This is a genomic window from Streptomyces sp. NPDC044002 (assembly GCF_056434525.1).
This window is the reverse complement of the sequence record NZ_JBWKEZ010000096.1, coordinates 5,466-25,490: the sequence shown is the minus strand read 5'-3', so window position 1 is coordinate 25,490 and position 20,025 is coordinate 5,466. Positions and strand designations below refer to the sequence as shown.

Genomic DNA, 20,025 nt, shown 5'->3' with positions numbered 1-20,025 from the left:
AGCCCCGCCGGCGTTTGAGGCGACGGGCGCGCAGCGCCCGTACCGGGGTCAGGGGCAGCGCCCCTGGGAACGGTGGAAGGGCGGGTAGGGGACCCCGCACCGCGCAGCGGCCCACCCACCCGCACCCGACCCACCGGCAGCGGCCACGCGAACCGCCCCCGCCCCCGGTCCGACGGCCGGAGGCTGTCGCAGCGGCGCGAAGCCGGTAAGGCGCCCCGGCGCCGCACCGCGCGAGCGGCGCGTCAAGAGAGGGACACTGACAAAGCGGCGCAGCCCCGGGCGGAGGTTCTCCAACGCGGCTAAACCGCGAAGGCCCGGCGGCGCCCTACCTTGGTGGGGACAAGGACCACCGCACAAACCGAAGGGCCGGGATTCGCATGACTTCCACCCACGCCTTCTGGCTCGCCGGCCGCCAGGCCACCGGCGAGGACAGCTTCGACGTCCACAACCCGTGGGACGGCCGGCTGGTCGGCACCGTCAGCGTGCCCACCGACGCCCAGGTCGAAGAGGCCGTGGCCGCGGCGTACGCCGTGACGGCGGAGTTCTCCGCGACCCCCGCCCACGTACGTGCCGCCGCCCTGGACCACGTGTCCAAGCGGCTCGTCGAGCGCACCGAGGAGATCGCCCAGCTGATCTCCGCCGAGAACGGCAAGCCCATCAAGTGGGCGCGCGGTGAGGTCGGCCGTGCGGTGTCCGTGTTCCGTTTCGCCGCCGAAGAGGCCCGCCGCTTCAACGGCGGAGAGGCTCAGCGCCTGGACACCGACGCCGGTGGCGTCGGCCGCCTGGCCCTGACCCGCCGCTTCGTCAAGGGCCCGGTCCTCGGCATCGCGCCGTTCAACTTCCCGCTGAACCTGTGCGCCCACAAGGTGGCCCCGGCCATCGCCGTCGGCGCGCCGATCATCCTGAAGCCGGCCCCGGCCACCCCGCTCTCCGGCCTGATCCTCGGCGAGCTCCTCGCCGAGACCGACCTGCCGGCCGGCTCCTGGTCCGTGCTGCCCGTCGCCAACGACAAGATGCCGGCCATGGTCAAGGACGACCGCCTCCCGGTCATCTCCTTCACCGGCTCCGACACCGTCGGCTACGCCATCCAGCAGTCGGTGCCCCACAAGCACTGCACCCTGGAGCTCGGCGGCAACGCCGCGGCCGTGGTCCTCGCCGACTGGTCCTCCGACGCCGACCTCGACTGGGCCGCGACCCGTATCGCGACCTTCTCGAACTACCAGGCCGGCCAGTCCTGCATCTCCGTGCAGCGCGTGATCGCCGACGCCTCCGTCTACGACCGCCTCGTCGAGAAGGTCGTCGCGAAGGTCCAGGCCCAGGTCACCGGCGACCCCGCCGACGACGCCACCGACGTCGGCCCGCTGGTCTCCGAGGACGCCGCCAAGCGCGTCGAGTCCTGGGTGGACGAGGCCGTCTCCGCCGGCGCCAAGCTGCTCACGGGCGGCAAGCGCGACGGCGCCACGGTCGAGCCGACCGTCCTCGCCGAGGTCCCGGCCGGCGTGAAGCTCGCCACCGAGGAGGTCTTCGGCCCGGTCCTGACGATCACCAAGGTCGAGAACACCGACGAGGCCTTCGCCGCCGTCAACGACTCGAAGTTCGGCCTGCAGGCCGGCGTCTTCACCCGCGACGTCCAGGTCGCCTTCCGCGCCCACCGCGAGCTCGAGGTCGGCGGTGTGATCATCGGCGACGCGCCGTCCTACCGCGCCGACCAGATGCCGTACGGCGGCGTCAAGCAGTCCGGCGTGGGCCGCGAGGGCGTCCGCTACGCGATGGACGACTACACGTACGAGCGCGTCCTGGTCCTCACGGGCCTCGACATCTGACCGACTCGTACGGTCACAGACCGACGGCCGGAGCCTACTGTGCGGGGGCTCCGGCCGTCCCCCTATCCCCCCGTTCTCACCTGCGAGAACGGGGGCTTTCGGCTTGTTCCCGTGATTACTGTGCTTCACCCGTGTGACCGGACGGAAGAAGGGGTGTGAGCACGGCACCGTGTTCACACCCCGGGGTCGCAACGGCGTCAGGCGAGGAGAAGACCCGCCTGCCAGGAGCGGTCGGCCATGGGATGCGCGTAGCTCTCCAGGGCCAGCGCGATGCCGGCCGCCCCGGTCAGCAGCCCCGGGTAGTCGGCGACCCCGTCCACCCCGCCATCTCCGAGTCCGAGCTTCACAGGAGCCCGGAATCCGAAGGCGTGCTCCTCGCTGTAGCCGGACACGATGATCCCGGCGATGTCGTCGATGGCCGCCGCGACCCGCTCGTCCTTCATTTCGGAGTTCAGCGTCTGGAGCGTGACGAGGTTCCCCGCCCAGCCGTGGCACAGTCCCGAGTCCACGACACCCCACTCCTCGTAGGGAATCCGCAGGAGGGAGAGGAGGGACTCGCGCGCGAGGGCGCACCACTCCGGCCGGTCGAGGGCGAGGCCCGCGAGCTGGAGGGCCCGTGCGACTCCTGGAGTGCCGTAGCACCAGCCCGGCCGCTGGCGCTGCGGATTCAGCAGCGCCCCGGAGGCCCAGTCGTCGAGGGCGACCGCGATCGGCCAGTAGTATCCCCGCTCGTCCTCCGCCCGCCAGCGCACCAGGAGCGAGGCGATCTCCTCGATGGCCTCCTCCTGCCCCGGAACCCTGACGCCGGTGGCCCATGCCGTGGACAGAAGTGCCAGGGGGCCGACGATGCCATGGGCCATCCCCAGGTTCAGGTGCCCGTGCTCGTACTGGGGCAGGGGCCCCGCGTCGATCACCGGAGGCCCCTCGACCCACAGCCCCGGGACGGACTGGCCGGCGTACGGCACCGGCCGCGTCAGGCCCACGAGGTGGGTGAGTACCTGCCTGAGCACCGGCAAGGAGTCCTCGCCACGGGCCAGCAGATACCGTCCGAGTCCGGTCAGACCGCTGATGACGTCGTACTCGCCCATGAAGTGCGCGGGTGCGCCCGGCGTCGAAAGGCCCATCATGACGCCGACCTCGGTGCGGACCTTCTCGTCGAGCGAGTCGAGGGCACCCCGGTACCCGCCGGTGGCCCCGTACGCGAGCGAGGTGGCGAACGCCAGGGCGCCCACCCCGAAGTACAGCCCGCCCATGGTCTGCTTGCGGCCCTTGCATTCCCGGACCATCTCGGTGAGGTACCGGTGCGCGTGGTGGAGTCGGGCCGGGTCATCGGACGCGCTGCTGTGGAACATCACCGCGATGCCCGCCAGCCCTCGGTCCAGGGTGAGCGGAGCCCACGCCGGGAACCCCATCTCGTTGAACGGGTTGCCCTCCAGATCCCATCCGGCGGACTTGTCCCGTGTCGTCGACGGGTCGGTCAGCAGGCTCATGACCTGCGTTGCCGTGTCACGGGCAGCTTTCTCGAACACCGCGCTCACCTCTCCTGCGACGTGCGGTACATGTGGTCCTTCGCCAAGCCGGCCAGGATGGAGTAGCTAGTCTTCTCCTTCTCCCGGTCGATGCCGAACAGGCGGTTGTGATGCATGTGCAGCAGCCCCATCAGCGCCTGGTCCCGGGAAACCGTGTCCGGGACGTCGCCGGAGAGCAGGGCGGATCCGTACTTCTGCACCTCGGGCGAGTTCTGCCACAGCGCCGCCACGTGCTGCGCACCCGTCGCCGCCGCGAAGCCCTCCGCCACGCGGCCCGGGCGGATGATCCCCGCGATGTCCCGGCGGTGCACCCGGTAGATCTCGCTCGTCTCCACACCGCGGAAGACGTGGTCGGCCCAGCGCCACCAGTCCCAGCCGCCCAGGGACTCGAGCAGCAAGGCGTAGTTCGCCGCCGCGAGGATCTCGTCCGGAAGCCCCGGCAGCAGCTTGTCCCGCACACCGGCCTGGAGGACACTCGCCGTGCTGTCCACGCAGAACACCGCTTCGGCCAGTGGCATGAACGTACCGCTGCCGTACCGGGCGTACTCGGGTTCGTACGTGTCCAGCACCATCCGCTGCACCAGCCCTGCCTGCCGCCAGGCTCGAACGTGCCGGCCCAGGGCGGGGAGGACACGCGCCGCGATCGCGGCCGGATCGCCGTGCAGCCGCAGCCTGATGTGGCTGGCCGGGTCTCGGTACCGGATGTAGAACCACCGGTCGACGTCGCTCCGCACCTCCTGCAGCAGTTGCGGGAGCTTCTGGGCCAACACGGTGTTGAACCGGCCGGACGGGATGTAGATCTTGGCGAAGAGCCATTCCTCACCCGGCAGGAACGTATGGTTCTCGTCCCCCTTGGGGAACGCGACGGGCGGGACGAAGGCGCGGGCCGGCCCGGTGTCGCTCCGCTGCGACGCCGCGGTGCTCCTCAGCGGGACGACGATCTCGTTGCTGCGTCCGCCGCACCAGCCGAAGTACGTGCCCTGCTCGTGCAGTTGCTCCGTGACGAGGACGTTGCTGCGTGCGGCTTCCTTCCGCAGCATCTCGACATGGAAGGCATCGTCGAGGTCGAGGCTGTACGACTTGTCCCCGACCGCGACCACGACGTGCCGGGGCATCTCCATCCTGTCGCGCCACGCGCCGACGGCACGGGCCCAGTCCCGCGGGTCGCCGACGGCGGCGCGCACTTCCGGGGTGGGGCGCCAGGTGGCGGGCGAGACGACGACCTTGCCGTACCGCACGCGCGGGAAGAAGGGGAGGGATTCGAGCCCCGTCCACTGCCAGGGGTGGAGCATCTTGTCCCGGACGAAGCCGATCTCGGTCAGCAGCCGGCCGAGGTTGGGTGCGTTCTGGTCGACGGCGAGCATGTGCGGGGTCCTCGGCACGACCTCCTGCCCCGTCTTCGCCCAGTAGACCTTGAACTCGTTCTGCTCGACGGCCAGGGTCAGGTCGCGCCAGTCGATGACGCCCGGCGCCTCGGGATCCGCGAAGCTCCCCAGGGGGATCTCGTACTCCCCGATGCGGGTGGTGGGAAGGATGTTGACCGCCCGCGGGTTCACCGGCAGGAAGGAGACCTCGGCCTCGATGCGGCCCGAGTCGCTGTTCGCGCGCATCATCCCGGTCAGCTCCGAGGTGCACTCCAGGAGTTCCGAGAAGCGCGCGATGGTCGAACCGGCGGTCATCGAACCGATGTTGGGCGTAGGGAAGACCGTGAAGCGTCCCGCGTCCAGATCCTCAGGGCTCTTGGACAGCAGCTGGAAGAAGAGTTCGAGGGAACGCGGCGGCTCTTCTTCGTCCCGGTAACCCAGCGCGGCGATGTCGTGCTCGCTCAGGACTACTTCCCGCTCGGGGCTCATCACGGCCCGCTGCATCAGCGTCGCCACGATCTCGCGCCGCCGGTCCAGGTAGTCCGTCTCCTGTTCGTCGGGGTCCGAGGGGAAGTGCGGCGGGCGGTCGACCACCGTGGGGTTCTGATAGCCGGCCGGGAAACCGATCCCGTGGGTGGCATGGACCACGTCCACCAGGGGCACGGCCACGTGCGGGCCGTACTTGTCCAGGAACTGGTGCTTGTACTCGCGCAGGTGGTCGTAGCCGGACACCCGGCCCGACATCCGCCAGATGACCGACGCGTATGCCTCGATCTCCTTCGCGACCGACCGCGGGAGCGAGATCTCGGCGTCCAGGCGGAGGTCGACCTGTACGCCGGGCCGGGAGCCGTCGTAGCCTTCGGCGAGATCGCGCTGGATCTCCTCCCAGATCTCGCCGCCCCGCCCCGGGGTGCACGCCTCGTAGTCACGGAGGCGCAGGCCGACACGCCGCACGCGGTTGTCCTTGCCCGAACCGCCGGTGGCCGTGGCGATCCGGTCCAGCGCCGCCTCGCTCATCCGGTGCGGTGTGACAGAGGTGACGACGACCTCGTTCTTGAGGAGTTCGAGCAGGATCCTGTCGACGAGTTCCTCGGTGGCCCCGGGCAGCTCGCTGACGGCGCGGGCGACCACATCGCCGTAGGGCGTGGGCCTGCGGCAGGTGTCGAGGAGCCACTGGACGAACCGGTTGTTCGCCACGTTGACCTCACGCAGCGGCATCGCCTGAGGACCGTGCCGGTCCGAGCGGACGCGTACGTAGGGGAGGACCAGGCGATCGCCCTGCACGTGGCAGAGGTTGTTGACGACCACATCGAGGCCCCACCGGGACTCGGGTCGATCGAGCCACTTGACGATCTCCGCGTAGAGCCAGCTGGCGTCGATCCGCGCCGACTTCAGGTCGTCGGGACCGAAGTGAACCGCCGCCCGATCACCCCAGTCGGCCTTGGTGACGCCGGCGGCGAGACCGAAGGGAGTCGGGCGCCCGGACGACCGCATCGCGTACCGGGCGAGGGAGATCGCCACGCTCATCAGCCGCTTCCGGTTGAACTCCTCCCCAGCCTCGAACCGGTCGAGAAGTCCCGAGAGGGACTTGCTGGAGACTCTGATCGTCTCCCGGAAGACGGGGTCCGCGGCCATGTGCCGGATGTAGGCGGCGAGAACGGCCCGGGTCTCGGCGCCGTCGGCGGGGAGGTGGGGCGTCATCTGAGAGAAGTCGCCAGGTGCCCGCGCGGACAGTCTGACAAGGACGGGCCCCTGGGCCGTGAACTGAGCCGGGCGCATCGCGGCTCCCCTTCGCATGAGTCTTGACGGACGGGCCCTGCCGGGACGCGTTGTCCCGGCAGGGGTGATCAGGGCTCAGCCCTTCAGCAGCACGTCCCGCACATCGCGAGCTCCGACCAGGTCATGGTCGGGGTGATGGTGGCGCCGCAGCACATCGAGTAGAGCTTGCTGTCGCTGCACATCTCGGCGGGGTCGAACTTCGCGGCGTCCGGGACTTCCTGCACGTCGAGCTCGAAGTCGAGCACATCCAGGACGGGCGCCGTCAGAGTTGCAGTACTCATGTCATTCCTCGAATCAGATCGATGTCGAACATGGATGAAGAACGCCGGCCACTACAGAAAGAGCCAAAGGTAAATGCGGCACTCGACGCAAACGAATTGAGCGTCGAAATCCGTAGCAGTACGGGGGATTACCTGAGTCGGGCGAGATTGCGCCGAAGAACGGGCCACTTGATCGCCTCGCCGTGACGCTACATCACACGAATGGCTACCTCAAGCACTTGTGTGAACCCTCAAGAAAAGCTCAAACGTGAGAGCGGCTCACCGGAACTCTGCATTCCTGTCTGCCAACTTGCACACATCGGCCAGCAGTTCGTAGGAGCGCAGACGTGCGGCGCAACCGTGGGTATTACTGGTGACCATCAGCTCGTCTGCCCCGGTTTCGCTCACGAGTATGTCAAGTTCGGCGCGTACCCGGTCGGGCGTCCCATGGGCGATGCGCGAGAGCCACCGTTCCTTGTAGGCCTGGTCGTCGGCGGAGAAGGAGTGCGCTTTCGCCTCCTCCGGAGAGGGGATGAGGCCGGGAGGCATCACGCCCATCCGGATGCTTGCCACCACATGGGTCAGCGCCTGGTCGTAGGCCTCCGCCTCGCTCGTCGCCACCACGGCGGACGTGCAGACCATGACGTACGGACGGGGCAGGAACGCGGACGGACGGAAGGACCGCCGGTACGCCTCCAGGACCCGAGGCGTGTCGGTGGTGGAGAAGTGATGCGCGACGACGAAGGGCATCCCGAGCTCCCCGGCACAGCGGGCACCGGCCTCCGACGTGCCCAGGATCCACACCTCGGGCCGTCCCGGCGCGTCCCCGCCCCCCAGGGCCTTGCCCTGTATCGGACCGGGCACGGCATGCACGCCGGCATGGGGATGACCAGGGGGAAGGGCGTCGTCGAGGAAGCCGATGAGGTCGGCGAGGCGCCCCGCGAAGTCGGCCCCGCCCTCGCCCGCCGCATAGCTCCGGATGGCCCGCGCGGCAGCGGGCATGGCTCCCGTCGCCCGGCCGAGACCCAGGTCGATCCTTCCCGGTGCCAGCGCCTGGAGCATGCCGAACTGTTCGGCGACGATCAGCGGCGCGTGGTTGGGCAGCATGACCCCGCCGGACCCCAGACGGATCGTGCTCGTGTGTGCCGCTATGTGGGCAAGCAACACCGCGGGGGACGAACTCGAGACCGACGGCAATGAATGGTGCTCACCCACCCAGAAACGGCGGAAACCTCGCCGATCCGCAAACCGGGCAATTTCCACGGTCGTGCGTAGGGCCTGTTCGGCCGTTTCCCCCACCCCGACCATCGCGAGGTCGAGAACCGAAAGAGGAACGGGCATGGTCATTGATGGACCTCCTGGTCAGCTGCCTGTGAGCCGGGCAAGCGGAATCCGAAAATCCAGTGTCCGGACCGTGGCTCCGTGCGAGCGGCTCACCCTAGTCCGGAAACTATGGCCGAACCAGGGAAGGGAGTTCCCCCGCCGCTCGACCGCCGAGCCAAAGGAAATTCCTGGCTATGATCCGGGGCCATGACCTACGATGCGGTACGTCTACTCCCCAGATCCGTCCTCTTTGGTGACCCCGAGTACGCCGGCCCGTGCATCTCTCCGGACGGCACGCTGCTGGCCTATCTCGCACCCCATGAGGGAGTGTTGAATGTATGGATAGGACCCCGCGACAATCCTGATTCGGCACGCCCGGCGACCCGGGATCGCGGGCGTGGAATCCGCGCGTACGGCTTCTGCCACGACGACAGCACGCTCTTCTATCTCAAGGACGAGGAGGGAAACGAGAATTGGCGCCTGTACCTGCTCGACCTCGGTTCGGGGGAGGAACGGTGCGTCACGCCGTACGAGGGCGTCCAGACACAGGTCCTCGCGCACAACCCGTGGCACCCCACCCGCATGGTCCTGGGCCTGAACCGGGACCGGCCCCACCTCCACGACCTCTACGAGCTCGACCTGGTCAGCGGCGGCCTGTCCGAAGTGTGCGAGAACCCCGGCTTCTTCGGCTGGCTCATCGATACGGACCTGCGGGTCCGCGGCGGCCTGAGCTACAGCGACGACGGCGGCAAGGTGCTCCACCTGGGCACCCGGGAGGAGGGCTTCCGGCCATGGAAGCACATTCCGCAGGCCGACTCGGGAGGCAGTGGCTTCCGGGGCTTCTCACGCGACGGCTCCTCGCTCTACTTCACCTCGTCCGTGGACGCGAACACATCCCGGCTCTTCGTCCGGGACATGGCGACCGGCGCCGAGACGGAGCTCGCCGGCGATCCCTCGTACGACGTGAGGGGGATCGTGTTCGATCCCCACACGCAGCGCCCCCAGGCTGTCTCCTTCGAGAAGGAGCGACTGGAGTGGCGGTACCTCGACATCGGCTTCGAGAGCGAGGTCGGGTTTCTGCGCGAAGCCCTGGTCGCAGCGCGAGCGCCGGACGGAGAGCTGGACGTCCAGCGGAACGAACGGAGCGGACGGCTGTGGAACGTCACGGTGAGCCCTTCGGACGGCCCACTCCACCTCTACCTGTACGACCAGGACGAGCGACGGCTGCGGCTGCTCTTCCAGCACGCCCCGGCCCTCGCCGGCGCCCCCCTGGCGATGATGGAGCCGTTCGACTTCCTCGCCAGGGACGGGCTCCACGTGCATGGGTACGTCACCTATCCCCGAGGCGTCCCCCGCACGGCATTGCCCGCCGTGGTCAATGTCCACGGCGGTCCCGAAGCGAGGAACTCCTGGGGGTTCAGCTCTGAGGCGCAGTGGCTGGCGAACCGCGGCTACGCATGCGTCCAGGTCAACTACCGGGGATCCAGCGGATACGGGAAGTCATTCGTCAACGCGGGCGACAAGAGGTGGGGAAGGGAGATGCAGACGGACCTCCTCGACGCGGTGGACCACCTCGCCGCACTCGGGACGATCGACGCCGCCCGGGTCGGCATCATGGGCGCCTCCTACGGCGGGTACGCCGCGCTGGCGGGTGCGGCGTTCACTCCGAAGGCGTTCCGGTGCGCGGTCGATCTCTGCGGCCCGTCCAATCTGCTCACCCTCCTGGAGTCCACTCCGGCGTACTGGAAGCCGGCCGTCGCGTACCAGCGCGCACGTGTGGGCGACCCCGAGACGGAGCGCGACCGTCTGTGGGACCAGTCGCCGCTCTCGCGGGTCGACGACATAGCCATCCCGATCCTGGTCGCACACGGTGCCAACGACCCCCGAGTGAGGGTCTCGGAAGCCGAGCAAATCGTCAAGGCACTTCAGAAGAATGGGCTGCCGCACGAGTATCTCCTCTTCGAGGACGAAGGGCACGGTCTGGTGCGCCCTGTGAATCGCATGCGGTACTACGCGGCCGTCGAGGCCTTCCTTGCCACATATTTGGGCGGGCGTGCCGAGAGTTGAGGAAAACCTGAGCTTCCTCAGCCGTATTTTCGCCTCCGGGAAATAGGCACACTCATCACGTTGACAATCCCGGAAAGGTGATCCTAGGCTCCGCTGCGTTGACGAGCGGCTGGTTGGCCAACCGTTCGCCAATCCCATGGCCATACTCGAAGACTGGAGATATTCATGGATCGCTCTCGCCTTGTCGCCGTCGCCAGCGGAATCATCGCCGTCGGTCTCGCGGCAGGTCCGGCGGCTGCCGCGGACAGCTCCGCGGAATCCCCCGCGAAGTCGTCCTACAGTGTGACCTCGACTTCCGCGGGAACGCTGGCCGACGACGTACTCGGGACCAACGACTTCCCCTGCTGCGTCTAATCAGCGACCACGGGTGGCTGCCCTCACAAAGGGCAGCCACCCGCACCCGACACACGAGAAAGAGGCTGAGGTGAACGCACTCCGAAGGGTGTATTCGTCATTCAAGCGAAATCACTCCCCCCGGACGACGACCCTCCTCCTCACCGAGGCTCTCGTAGGCGTTTCCTGTGTGGCCTCGAGCCTCGAAATCCTCTGCTCCGCGAGGAGGAAGGCCCCCGAGTCGGCCATCCTCCAGTGGCCGCTGGTGCGACTAGGCCTGCCGGCCGGGCCCGCATGGCTCACCCGCGTCCTCGACGTGACCAGCGGTGCCGGGCGGGACGAGTGCATGGAGGTCACACGGCTTGCGGCGGCCGCCACCCTCCTGGTGGCGGGCCGGGACAGCCGTGCGAGAACGCTCGCCCTGGCGAGCCTCACCGCCACGTCGGCACTGCGGCACCGCCGCTACGGGTTCCAGTCGGACGGATCCGAGCAGCTCCTGTTCCAGATACAGCTGGCCTCGGCCACGGCCCGTCTCGGCGGAGAGAACACGCGGATTGCCGATGCCTGCCTCTGGTACATATCGCTTCAGTCTGCACTTGCCTACGCGGTGGCCGGCTACTCGAAACTCGCCGGTGCGCACTGGCGTTCAGGCGAAGCTCTTCCCGGAATTCTCCGCACCGAGACGTACGGAAGCGGTACGGCCTTCCGGTGGGCGATCGGGCATCCTAGGGCGGCCCGGCTCGCAAGCCACGCGACGACTGCCGGGGAATGTCTTTTCCCGCTGGTCTTCTTCGTCGGAAAGGGGAAAGCCGCACCACTCTTCCTGCTGCCCGCCGGAGTCTTCCATCTGACCAACTCCGGGGCGATGGGCCTGGGGCGCTTCTTCTGGGCATTCACGGCTTCGTATCCGGCACTCCTTTACACCACGCAAAAGCGCGCTTCGAAGGTGGAGATCCGTGAGCACTGAGACCCGACTTCCTGCGATAGCGGCGGGATCGACACTCGGTGCGATGCTCTTCGGCGCGGGGCGCCAGGTCGCACGGCACATGAGGGTGTTGGCCGGCCGAGGCGACGAGAAGTTCCTGACCACCACTTCCGGAAACAGACTCTCTTTCCGTGTGAACGCGGCCGCGGAACCTGGAAGACCCGATCGGCCACTGATTGTCTTCGAGTCGGGCTTCATGGCCACCATGGAGCACTGGACCTGGATCTCTGAGGAATTGAACGGAAAAGCATCCACGGTTTTCTACGACCGCAGCGGGTACGGCCGCAGCCGGTACGGCCACGGGCGACAGCGGACACCGCAGCCGTTTACCCCGCGCACCGTCGTGTCCGACCTGGTCGATCTCGTCCGGCACACGCGAGGAGAGCGCCGCGTCGTGCTCGTCGGCCACGCGATGGGTGCCGGGATCGTGCTCCGGGCCGCCGCGGAACTGGAGGACGTGGTCGCCGGAGCCGTACTGCTCGAACCGCCGGTCGTCACCGCGGCCCCGGGCCGGCATCGCACCCCCGCGATCTCCCCCCTCTTCGTCAGATCGATGCGCATCGGCTGCGGCGACCTGCTGCCCCGGCCGTCCTGGGCCGGTACGCTCCCCGAGCGCAGTGCCCGGCTCTGCGACGACCAGTACCGGGACGCGCGCCTGTGGGAGGCGGGCAGGCGGGAAGCGACTGTCAGTGCGGACCTCGGCGTCCACGAGGCTCTTCTCGCGAGTGTGCGGGCGCCCATGGAGGTCATCGCGCACCGCGATGCCGACCTGACCGGTTACGGCGACCTCCGGCACGCGACACACCGAGTGTCGGACGGCTTCCGCCCCGGACGGCTGCTGTTCTCGCGCCGCGCCGCCGAGCGTGTCGCGGCGATCGTCTCCGCGACCGGCGAGCGTGTGCTGTGAGCGGGATCGTACGACGCGTTCTGCGCGAGGGCCGCGTGGGCAGCCGCCGGAGCTCGCTCGCCGCCACCTGCGTCGAGGTGGCCCTGGGTGCCGCCCTGACCGTCACCGTGCTGAGCCAGCACCCGCTGCGCTCGTTCGACCGGCTCCGCAGGTTCGATCCCACCCTGCTGATGCTGCCGGACTGGCGACTGTTCGCACCCCGGCCCGTCATGCACGACTTCCACCTGCTCTGCCGCGCCGGCGAGCCGGGACACGAAGGCGAGTGGCAGGTGGCGTCCACCATCGCCAAACGCGTGGTGTCCCAGTTCGTCTGGTACCCCGAGCGGCGACGGGACAAGGCCTTCCTCGACCTCTGCCAGGAGGTGTCGTTCGCCGCGGGCGAGGGGCCCTCTCCCGCACCGGCCACCCCCGCCTACCGGATCCTCAGGGACTACGTCGGCGGGTACCTGGCCGCCACGGGCCGCACCGACGAGACGTTTCAGTTCATGATCATGAGGACGGGCGGTCACGACTCCGAGGAGCCGCCGACCTGCACCTTCCTCTCGCCCCACGAGAAGAGGAAGGCGGCCGAACGGTGAACTACTTCGTGGTGGGGCTCCAGTTGTCGCTGCTCGGCACGCTGCTGGTCTCCGGCATCGGAAAGATCCGGTCCCCGCGGGACTCCCGGGTCATGGTGGAGGAGGTGCTGGGGCGTACGGCTCCGGGGCTGCGGCGGTACGCGCCTCTCGGCTCGGGGGCGTTGATCGGCGCAGAGCTGGTCACGGCGGCCGCCCTGGTACCCGGACTCCCCTTCCGCGGCTTCGGGTTCGCCGCCGCACTAATCCTCTTCTCCGTCTTCACCGGGGTGGCCGTCCACTCGGCCCGTTCTCGGACGAAGATCGTCTGCGCCTGCTTCGGGCGGGCCGCCTCCCCTCTCGGTGTCCGGCACGTCGTACGCAACGCCCTGCTCATCACGATGGCAGCCGGCGGCCTCGCTCTCGTGTTCGTCACGGGTTCCGGCACGGGAGAGCCCGCCGGCCTGGTGCTCGCCGCGGCCTTCGCCCTCGTCTTCACCGTGGTCATCGCCTTCCTCGATGACATCGTCTCTCTCGTAACGGAGTAGCAGAAAATGGTCTTTCTCGTCGCAGGCGTGGTCCTCGTCGGTGCGCTCGGCCTTCTCAACCTGGCCCTGTCCCTCGCCATCGTGCGCCGGTTGCGGCGCCAGGAGGAACAGCGCCGGGCCGTCGACCCCAACGCGCCTTCCGGTCCCGAGGTGGGCGCGAAGCTGCCGATGTTCTCGGCCCCCGCTGTCGGTGGCGAGGTGTTCGCCTCGGAATCCCTCGCGGGCGGTGCGGCGGCTCTTTCCTTCATCACCACCAGCTGCGGCGCGTGCGACGACTTCGTGGCGGACATGCCGGACTTCGCCGCCCAGACCGGTCTGGACGATTCCCGCATCGTGGTCGTCATCGCCGGCGAACAGGGCAAGGCCCGGCAGATGGCGGATCGCCTCGACGGCCTCGCCACGGTGGTCTTCGAGGAGGCTCCCGGCGACATCTCCTCCCTCTACTCGATCACCGCGACCCCGACGACCGTGATCGCGGACGCCGACCAGTACGTCACTGCCACGCACACCGGTTCCAAGCCGAACCTCCGAGCGCTTCCGGCGTAATCGACGCCGGATACGTGAGCACGACGTACCGGAAGGACAAGCGCTGGTGAAACTTCTGACCAGGATGGGCGACGCCCTCCTCGACAGACTCGCGCCGGAGGCCACGGCGAAGGCCGTCTGCGGCGACTGCTCGGCGATCGAGATGGGCTGCGGATACAAGCAGAACAAGTGCTCCGGGGCCTACCTGTACAAACGCTGCTGCTGCACTGGCAGCTGCGCGAGCTGCTCCGCCGGCACCTGCGGGCCGTGGCAGCTCTGCGGTGCCTACTGCTGAAGAACCTGCCGTAACACCGACCCAGCGAAAGGTGATCTGCCCGTGAACCGCTTCACCCGGCTCGGCGACGCGATCCTCGACAGGCTCGCGCCGGAGGCCACGGCCACCGCGTGGAACAACTGCTCCCAGGGGTGCCCCTCCTCGTATCCCTTCAAGGAGACGCACTGCTACGGCCCCAAGATGTACGTCCGTTGCTGCACCACCATCGACCACTGCAGCTCGTGGCAGTACTGCGGCCTTCAGTGCGCGTGATGTAGGCAACCCGGGCTCCTGCCCCCGAAATGCGGCTCTTACCGCTGAAACGACCACTTGATGGGAGATGGAACCCTCATGAACCTGTTCACCCGGCTCGGCAACAGAATCCTCGACCGGCTGGCTCCCGAGGCCTCGGCATCGGGGTACAACGTGTGCACCTACGGCTGCTTCGACTACGTCAAGCAGACGAAGTGCGTCGGAGCCACGCTGTACATCCGCTGCTGCCACCCGAACTTCCCGGTGGAGATGTGCCCCAACTGGACCAGCTGCGGCCCGCAGTGTGCCTGACCTGAAACAGCTGCTTTGACGGAGACCGGCCCCGCACCGCGCGGGCACCGAAGGCGCCGCGAGCGCCGCAGATGCTCCGTGCGGCTCGTCCACGCGGCGCGGGTCCGCCCGGGCCTCCGGCCCGAACCGCTGAAAGCCACTCGACGGGAGATTGAAACTCGTATGAAACTGTTCACTCGGCTCGGCAACGCCATGCTTCACCGGTTGGCACCTGAGACATCGGCAGCGGCGTGGTCGCCGTGCACCTCTGGCTGCCCCGACGGTCACTACTGGGATTCGAAGTGCGTCGGCGCCACGCTGTACGTCAGCTGCTGCAAGTTGGGCCCAGGTTGCACTCCCTGGGTCAGCTGCGGTCCCCAGTGCGCCTGACCTGAAACGGCTCTGCTCCCGCCGATCCGTCGGCGGGAGCAGGGTGGAGGGATTCTTATGACCACCGTCGGAGGCTGGCGGGAGTTCCTCTCCCGCACGGTCAGCATCGTCGCTCTCACCTGGCGCGCCAGTCCGGGCGCCTTCCTCGTCTATCTCTGCTCCACCCTCGTCCAGGGGCTGATACCCGCCGGTATCGCCCTTCAGTTGAAGTGGCTCCTCAACCAGATCGGCCAGGACCCCGCTCAGTCCGATCCGGGCCGTCCCGGTCCCCTCGGCCTTGTCATCGGCATGGCCGTTCTGGGACTGCTCGCCGGTGTGCTGCCCCTGATGGCCCAGTACGTACGCTCACGACTCACGCGCAGCATCGCGATGCGCGTACAGCACGACCTGTTCTCCTCGGTCAACAGGTTCGACGGCATCGAGAGGTTCGAGTCCCCCCGCTTCCTCGACAGCCTCCAGCTCGCCCAGCAGTCGGCGATCGGGGCACCGGAGGCGATCACCCAGTCCCTCTTCGGGTTGATTCAGAACACGCTCTCCGTGTCCGGTCTCCTCACGGTGCTCTACTTCATCTCCCCGACGATGACGGTCCTGACGGTGGCGGCCGCCCTTCCCGCGCTGGCCATTCAGCTCCACCTCAGCAAGCAGCGCGCGAAGATGGTGTGGTCGATCAGCCCACGCAACCGGCGCCAGATCTTCTACCAGAGCCTGATGACCAATGTCTCCGCCATCAAGGAGACGAAGCTCTTCGGGATCGGCCCGTTCCTTCTCGACCGGATGAACCGCGAGACCCGCGCCATCAACGCCGCCGAGGAGCGGGTGGACCGCAGGGCGCTCCTCACCCAGGCTCCCCTCGCGGTTCTCGGCGCCGTGATCGCGGGCGCCGGCATGATCTGGATCGTCGACGCCTCGATGTCCGGCGCCTTCAACGCCGGTGACATCACCGCCTTCATCACCACGATCGGCGGCGTCCAGGCCTCGCTCACCTCCACCGTCTCCCTGGTGACGAGCTACCACCATGCCCTGGTCCTCTACGGGCACTACGTGGAGGTGACCACGACCGCCGACGGCCTGCCGGCCGCGCGCACCTCCGGCACCACCCCCGCGCTGGCCCACCGCATCACGTTCGACGACGTCTGGTTCCGCTACAGCGAGGACGGACCGTGGGTGCTCCGCGGCGTCAGCTTCACCATCGAGCAGGGGAGTTCCCTCGCCCTCGTCGGGCTCAACGGAGCCGGGAAGTCGACCCTGGTCAAGCTGATGCTGCGCCTCTACGACCCGGAGAAGGGCTCCATCCGCTGGGACGGCACGGATCTGCGCGACCTCGATCTCCCGAGCCTGCGCGACCGGATCAGCGCCGTCTTCCAGGACTTCGTCCGCTACGACCTCTCCGCGGCGGAGAACATCGGCATCGGAGACGTGCAGCGACTGGACGACCAGTCCCGTGTCGAGGCCTCGGCGAAGGAGGCCGGCATCCACGAGCACATCAGGGGCCTCCCTCGCGGCTACCAAACCCTGCTCTCCCGGACGTTCCCCGACATGGAGGGCGACCCCGACGCCGAGTTCGCGGGCGTCGCGCTCTCCGGCGGACAGTGGCAGCGCCTCGCCCTCGCACGAGCCCTCATGCGTGTCGGCCGGGACCTCCTCGTCCTGGACGAACCCAGCTCGGGCATGGATCCGGCGGCGGAGCAACAGCTGCACGACCAGCTGAAGGTCTACCGGGAGGGGGCCACGAGCCTGCTCATCTCCCACCGCCTCGGTGTCCTGCGCGATGCCGACCGCATCGTCGTCCTGGAGGACGGACGCATCACGGAGTCCGGGACTCACGACGAACTCATGGGGATCGACGGGGAGTACGCGAGACTCTTCACCATTCAGGCGTCGAACTACACCGCGACCAGTGAATCCGGAGCAACCCTGTGAACGCACGCATCCGCCCTTGGCACCTGCTCGGGCTCGTCCCCGTGTCGGCGGCCGCCGTCGTGTGGTGGGTCAAGCGCGCCTACGTGGCCGTCGACGTCGACGGAAGCAGCATGGAACCCACGCTCCACCCCGGCGCCCGGGTCATCGTCCGTCGGGGCGCCCGGCGTCTGAAGGTCGACGACCTGGTCGTCATCGCCCAGCCCGATCCCGTCTTCGGCTGGCCGCGGGACGGTCGCCCCGCACCCCGGGGTCTGGACGAATCACCGTGGAACATCAAGCGCGCTGTCGCGCTGCCCGGTGACCCCATGCCCGCCGGATCGTCACAGCAGGGCCCGGTGCCTCCCGGGCACATCGCAGTCAAGGGCGACGGCCCGTACAGCAGCGACTCCCGGCACTTCGGGCCGTGCCCCCGGAACCAGGTCCTGGGGCGCGTGGTGCGTGTCCTGCGGACGGGTGCGCCGACTGCCTGAGACACGGGCGAGGGGGAATTCGGCCAGATGTGCGAATCATCCGTGCGGGTCGGAGCGGGTCTGCGTAGCGCCATGCGCGGGGCTCCGGCCGTCCCCCTTTTCCGGACGCTTTTCCGGGCGTCCCCCTTTTGCAGGCGCCCGTATTTTCCCGGGCGCCCGCAGCGGGTACGACTGACAGGTAGCACCGATCGGTAGGTCCCCCGATGCGGCGAGGTGAGTACCCGGATGTCGGCAACACGGCCCGTACAGCCCAAGGTGACCGAGCGCGAGGCGCGGCAGGTCGCGGAAGCGGCCCGCGAGCAGGACTGGCGCAAACCCAGCTTCGCCAAGGAGCTCTTCCTCGGCCGCTTCCGGCTCGACCTGATCCACCCCCACCCGACCCCCGCCGACGAGGACGTCCGGCGCGGCGAGGCCTTCCTGGCCCGGCTGCGGGAGTTCTGCGAGCGCGAGATCGACGGGCAGCGCATCGAGCGCGAGGCCCGGATCCCCGACGAGACCGTGCGCGGGCTCAAGGAACTCGGCGCCCTCGGCATGAAGATCGGCACCGAGTACGGGGGCCTCGGCCTCACCCAGGTCTACTACAACAAGGCGCTCGCCCTCGTCGGCTCCGTCAGCCCCGCCATCGGCGCCCTGCTCTCCGCCCACCAGTCGATCGGCGTGCCGCAGCCGCTGAAGATGTTCGGCACCAAGGAGCAGAAGGACGCCTACCTGCCGCGCTGCGCCACCACCGCGATCAGCGCCTTCCTGCTCACCGAGCCGGACGTGGGCTCCGACCCGGCGCGGCTGGCCACCACCGCCGTGCCCGACCCCGAGGACGACGGCACGTACGTCCTCGACGGGGTCAAGCTGTGGACCACCAACGGGGTGGTCGCCGACCTGCTCGTCGTGATGGCGCGGGTGCCGAAGTCGGAGGGCCACCGCGGCGGGATCACCGCCTTCGTCGTCGAGGCCGACTCGCCCGGCATCACCGTCGAGCACCGCAACGCCTTCATGGGCCTGCGCGGCCTGGAGAACGGCGTCACCCGCTTCCACCGGGTCCGGGTGCCCGCCGCCCAGCGGATCGGCGCCGAGGGAGCCGGCCTCAAGATCGCGCTGACCACCCTGAACACCGGCCGGCTGTCCCTGCCCGCCATGTGCGTCGGCGCCGGCAAGTGGTGCCTGAAGATTGCCCGCGAATGGTCCGGGGTGCGCGAGCAGTGGGGCCGCCCGGTCGCCCGGCACGAGGCCGTCGGCGCCAAGATCTCCTTCATCGCCGCCACCACCTTCGCCCTGGAGGCCGTGGTCGACCTCGCCTCCCAGATGGCCGACGAGGACCGCAACGACATCCGCATCGAAGCCGCCCTCGCCAAGCTCTACGGCTCCGAGATGGCCTGCCTGATGGCCGACGAACTCGTCCAGATCCGCGGCGGACGCGGCTTCGAGACCGCAGAGTCCCTCGCCGCCCGCGGCGAACGCGCCGTCCCCGCCGAGCAGCTCCTGCGCGACCTGCGCATCAACCGGATCTTCGAGGGCTCCACCGAGATCATGCACCTGCTGATCGCCCGCGAGGCCGTCGACGCCCACCTCACCGTCGCCGGCGACCTCATCGACCCCGAGAAGGACCTCGGCGACAAGGCCAGGGCCGGAGCCCGCGCGGCCGGCTTCTACGCCCGCTGGCTGCCCAAGCTCGCCACCGGCCCCGGCCAGGTCCCCGGCACCTACCGGGAGTTCCACCCGGCCGGCCACCCCGACCTCGCCACCCACCTGCGCTACGTCGAGCGCGGCGCCCGCAAACTCGCCCGCTCGACCTTCTACGCCATGTCCCGCTGGCAGGGCCGCATGGAGACCAAGCAGGGCTTCCTCGGCCGGATCGTCGACATCGGCGCCGAGCTCTTCGCGATGAGCGCGGCCTGCGTGCGCGCCGAGCACCTGCGCGAGCGCGGCGACCACGGCCGCGAGGCCTACCAGCTCGCCGACGCCTTCTGCCGGCAGTCCCGGCTGCGCGTCGAGGAGCTCTTCGGCCGCCTCTGGGCCAACACCGACGACCTCGACCGCAAGGTCGTCGAAGGGGTCCTCGGCGGCACCTACACCTGGCTGGAGGAAGGCGTCATCGACCCCTCCGGGGACGGCCCCTGGATCGCGGACGCCGCCCCCGGCCCCTCCACGCGCAAAAACGTTCACCGTCCCCTGCGCTGACCTGCCATCATCGGCAGCAGATCGGACGGATGTACGAGTACGGACGTACGGGCACGAGCACCGGCGGTACCGGCACGAGCGCGAGGCGGGCGAGGACGATGGCGACGGCCGAGGAGGACCGGGCCTGCCGGCGGCTGGCCTGGGGGGGGGGGGGGGGGGGGGGGGGGGGGGAAGAGGGAGGGGGGGGGGGGGGGGGGGGGGGGAGGGGGGAGGGGCATACAGAGGAGCGACTGATGGGAGGGCGGGGGGCGGTGTG

At 69.0% G+C, this 20,025-nt stretch carries 17 protein-coding genes; 13 read left to right on the top strand and 4 right to left on the bottom strand.

Annotation, left to right across the window (positions count from 1 at the left end; genetic code table 11):
- Nucleotides 1–377: 377 nt before the first annotated feature.
- Nucleotides 378–1,823, top strand: a complete 1,446-nt coding sequence (locus AC07A6_RS38465; RefSeq protein WP_478780217.1) for an aldehyde dehydrogenase family protein — start codon at nucleotides 378–380, stop codon at nucleotides 1,821–1,823.
- A 197-nt stretch (nucleotides 1,824–2,020) separates the two neighbouring features.
- Here AC07A6_RS38465 and AC07A6_RS38460 read toward each other — a convergent pair whose 3' ends face one another.
- From AC07A6_RS38460 to AC07A6_RS38445, 4 genes are all read right to left on the bottom strand, one after another.
- A complete protein-coding gene (locus AC07A6_RS38460; RefSeq protein ID WP_362470267.1) occupies nucleotides 2,021–3,352 on the bottom strand; it encodes a lanthionine synthetase C family protein in 1,332 nt (443 codons plus the stop codon).
- A 5-nt stretch (nucleotides 3,353–3,357) separates the two neighbouring features.
- Nucleotides 3,358–6,417, bottom strand: coding sequence for a lantibiotic dehydratase (locus AC07A6_RS38455; protein WP_478780216.1), 3,060 nt, complete (start codon nucleotides 6,415–6,417; stop codon nucleotides 3,358–3,360).
- A 161-nt stretch (nucleotides 6,418–6,578) separates the two neighbouring features.
- The gene (locus tag AC07A6_RS38450) at nucleotides 6,579–6,776 is read right to left on the bottom strand and encodes a hypothetical protein (protein WP_190101444.1); all 198 of its coding nucleotides are present in this window, start codon (nucleotides 6,774–6,776) and stop codon (nucleotides 6,579–6,581) included.
- Between the two features lie 258 nt (nucleotides 6,777–7,034).
- Nucleotides 7,035–8,102, bottom strand: coding sequence for an LLM class flavin-dependent oxidoreductase (locus tag AC07A6_RS38445; protein WP_478780215.1), 1,068 nt, complete (start codon nucleotides 8,100–8,102; stop codon nucleotides 7,035–7,037).
- A gap of 183 nt (nucleotides 8,103–8,285) precedes the next feature.
- On the opposite strand from AC07A6_RS38445, the gene AC07A6_RS38440 reads away from it, so the two are divergent.
- From AC07A6_RS38440 to AC07A6_RS38385, 12 genes are all read left to right on the top strand, one after another.
- Nucleotides 8,286–10,145 carry a S9 family peptidase gene (locus AC07A6_RS38440; RefSeq protein ID WP_478780214.1) on the top strand — a complete coding sequence of 620 codons (1,860 nt, stop codon included), beginning with the start codon at nucleotides 8,286–8,288 and terminating at the stop codon, nucleotides 10,143–10,145.
- Between the two features lie 367 nt (nucleotides 10,146–10,512).
- Nucleotides 10,513–11,445 (top strand): hypothetical protein, encoded by a 933-nt coding sequence (locus tag AC07A6_RS38435; protein WP_478780213.1) that lies wholly within the window; start codon nucleotides 10,513–10,515, stop codon nucleotides 11,443–11,445.
- Nucleotides 11,435–12,370: an alpha/beta hydrolase gene (locus AC07A6_RS38430; RefSeq protein WP_478780212.1), complete on the top strand. Its 936-nt coding sequence runs from the start codon at nucleotides 11,435–11,437 to the stop codon at nucleotides 12,368–12,370. Before AC07A6_RS38435 ends, AC07A6_RS38430 begins: the two co-directional genes overlap by 11 nt.
- 35 nt (nucleotides 12,371–12,405) lie before the next feature.
- Nucleotides 12,406–12,948, top strand: coding sequence for a hypothetical protein (locus AC07A6_RS38425; protein ID WP_362470246.1), 543 nt, complete (start codon nucleotides 12,406–12,408; stop codon nucleotides 12,946–12,948).
- Nucleotides 12,945–13,472, top strand: a complete 528-nt coding sequence (locus tag AC07A6_RS38420) for a MauE/DoxX family redox-associated membrane protein (RefSeq protein ID WP_478780211.1) — start codon at nucleotides 12,945–12,947, stop codon at nucleotides 13,470–13,472. Before AC07A6_RS38425 ends, AC07A6_RS38420 begins: the two co-directional genes overlap by 4 nt.
- A gap of 6 nt (nucleotides 13,473–13,478) precedes the next feature.
- Nucleotides 13,479–14,018 carry a TlpA family protein disulfide reductase gene (locus AC07A6_RS38415; RefSeq protein ID WP_362470240.1) on the top strand — a complete coding sequence of 180 codons (540 nt, stop codon included), beginning with the start codon at nucleotides 13,479–13,481 and terminating at the stop codon, nucleotides 14,016–14,018.
- Between the two features lie 46 nt (nucleotides 14,019–14,064).
- Entirely contained in the window at nucleotides 14,065–14,292 is a 228-nt protein-coding gene (locus AC07A6_RS38410) for a hypothetical protein (RefSeq protein ID WP_478780210.1), read from the top strand.
- Between the two features lie 42 nt (nucleotides 14,293–14,334).
- Nucleotides 14,335–14,544, top strand: a complete 210-nt coding sequence (locus tag AC07A6_RS38405; RefSeq protein WP_478780209.1) for a hypothetical protein — start codon at nucleotides 14,335–14,337, stop codon at nucleotides 14,542–14,544.
- A gap of 78 nt (nucleotides 14,545–14,622) precedes the next feature.
- Entirely contained in the window at nucleotides 14,623–14,835 is a 213-nt protein-coding gene (locus AC07A6_RS38400) for a hypothetical protein (RefSeq protein ID WP_478780208.1), read from the top strand.
- Between the two features lie 426 nt (nucleotides 14,836–15,261).
- Nucleotides 15,262–17,124, top strand: a complete 1,863-nt coding sequence (locus AC07A6_RS38395; RefSeq protein WP_478780207.1) for an ABC transporter ATP-binding protein — start codon at nucleotides 15,262–15,264, stop codon at nucleotides 17,122–17,124.
- Nucleotides 17,121–17,594: a S26 family signal peptidase gene (locus tag AC07A6_RS38390; RefSeq protein ID WP_478780206.1), complete on the top strand. Its 474-nt coding sequence runs from the start codon at nucleotides 17,121–17,123 to the stop codon at nucleotides 17,592–17,594. Before AC07A6_RS38395 ends, AC07A6_RS38390 begins: the two co-directional genes overlap by 4 nt.
- A 225-nt stretch (nucleotides 17,595–17,819) precedes the next feature.
- Nucleotides 17,820–19,769 carry an acyl-CoA dehydrogenase family protein gene (locus tag AC07A6_RS38385; RefSeq protein WP_478780205.1) on the top strand — a complete coding sequence of 650 codons (1,950 nt, stop codon included), beginning with the start codon at nucleotides 17,820–17,822 and terminating at the stop codon, nucleotides 19,767–19,769.
- Nucleotides 19,770–20,025: the final 256 nt, after the last annotated feature.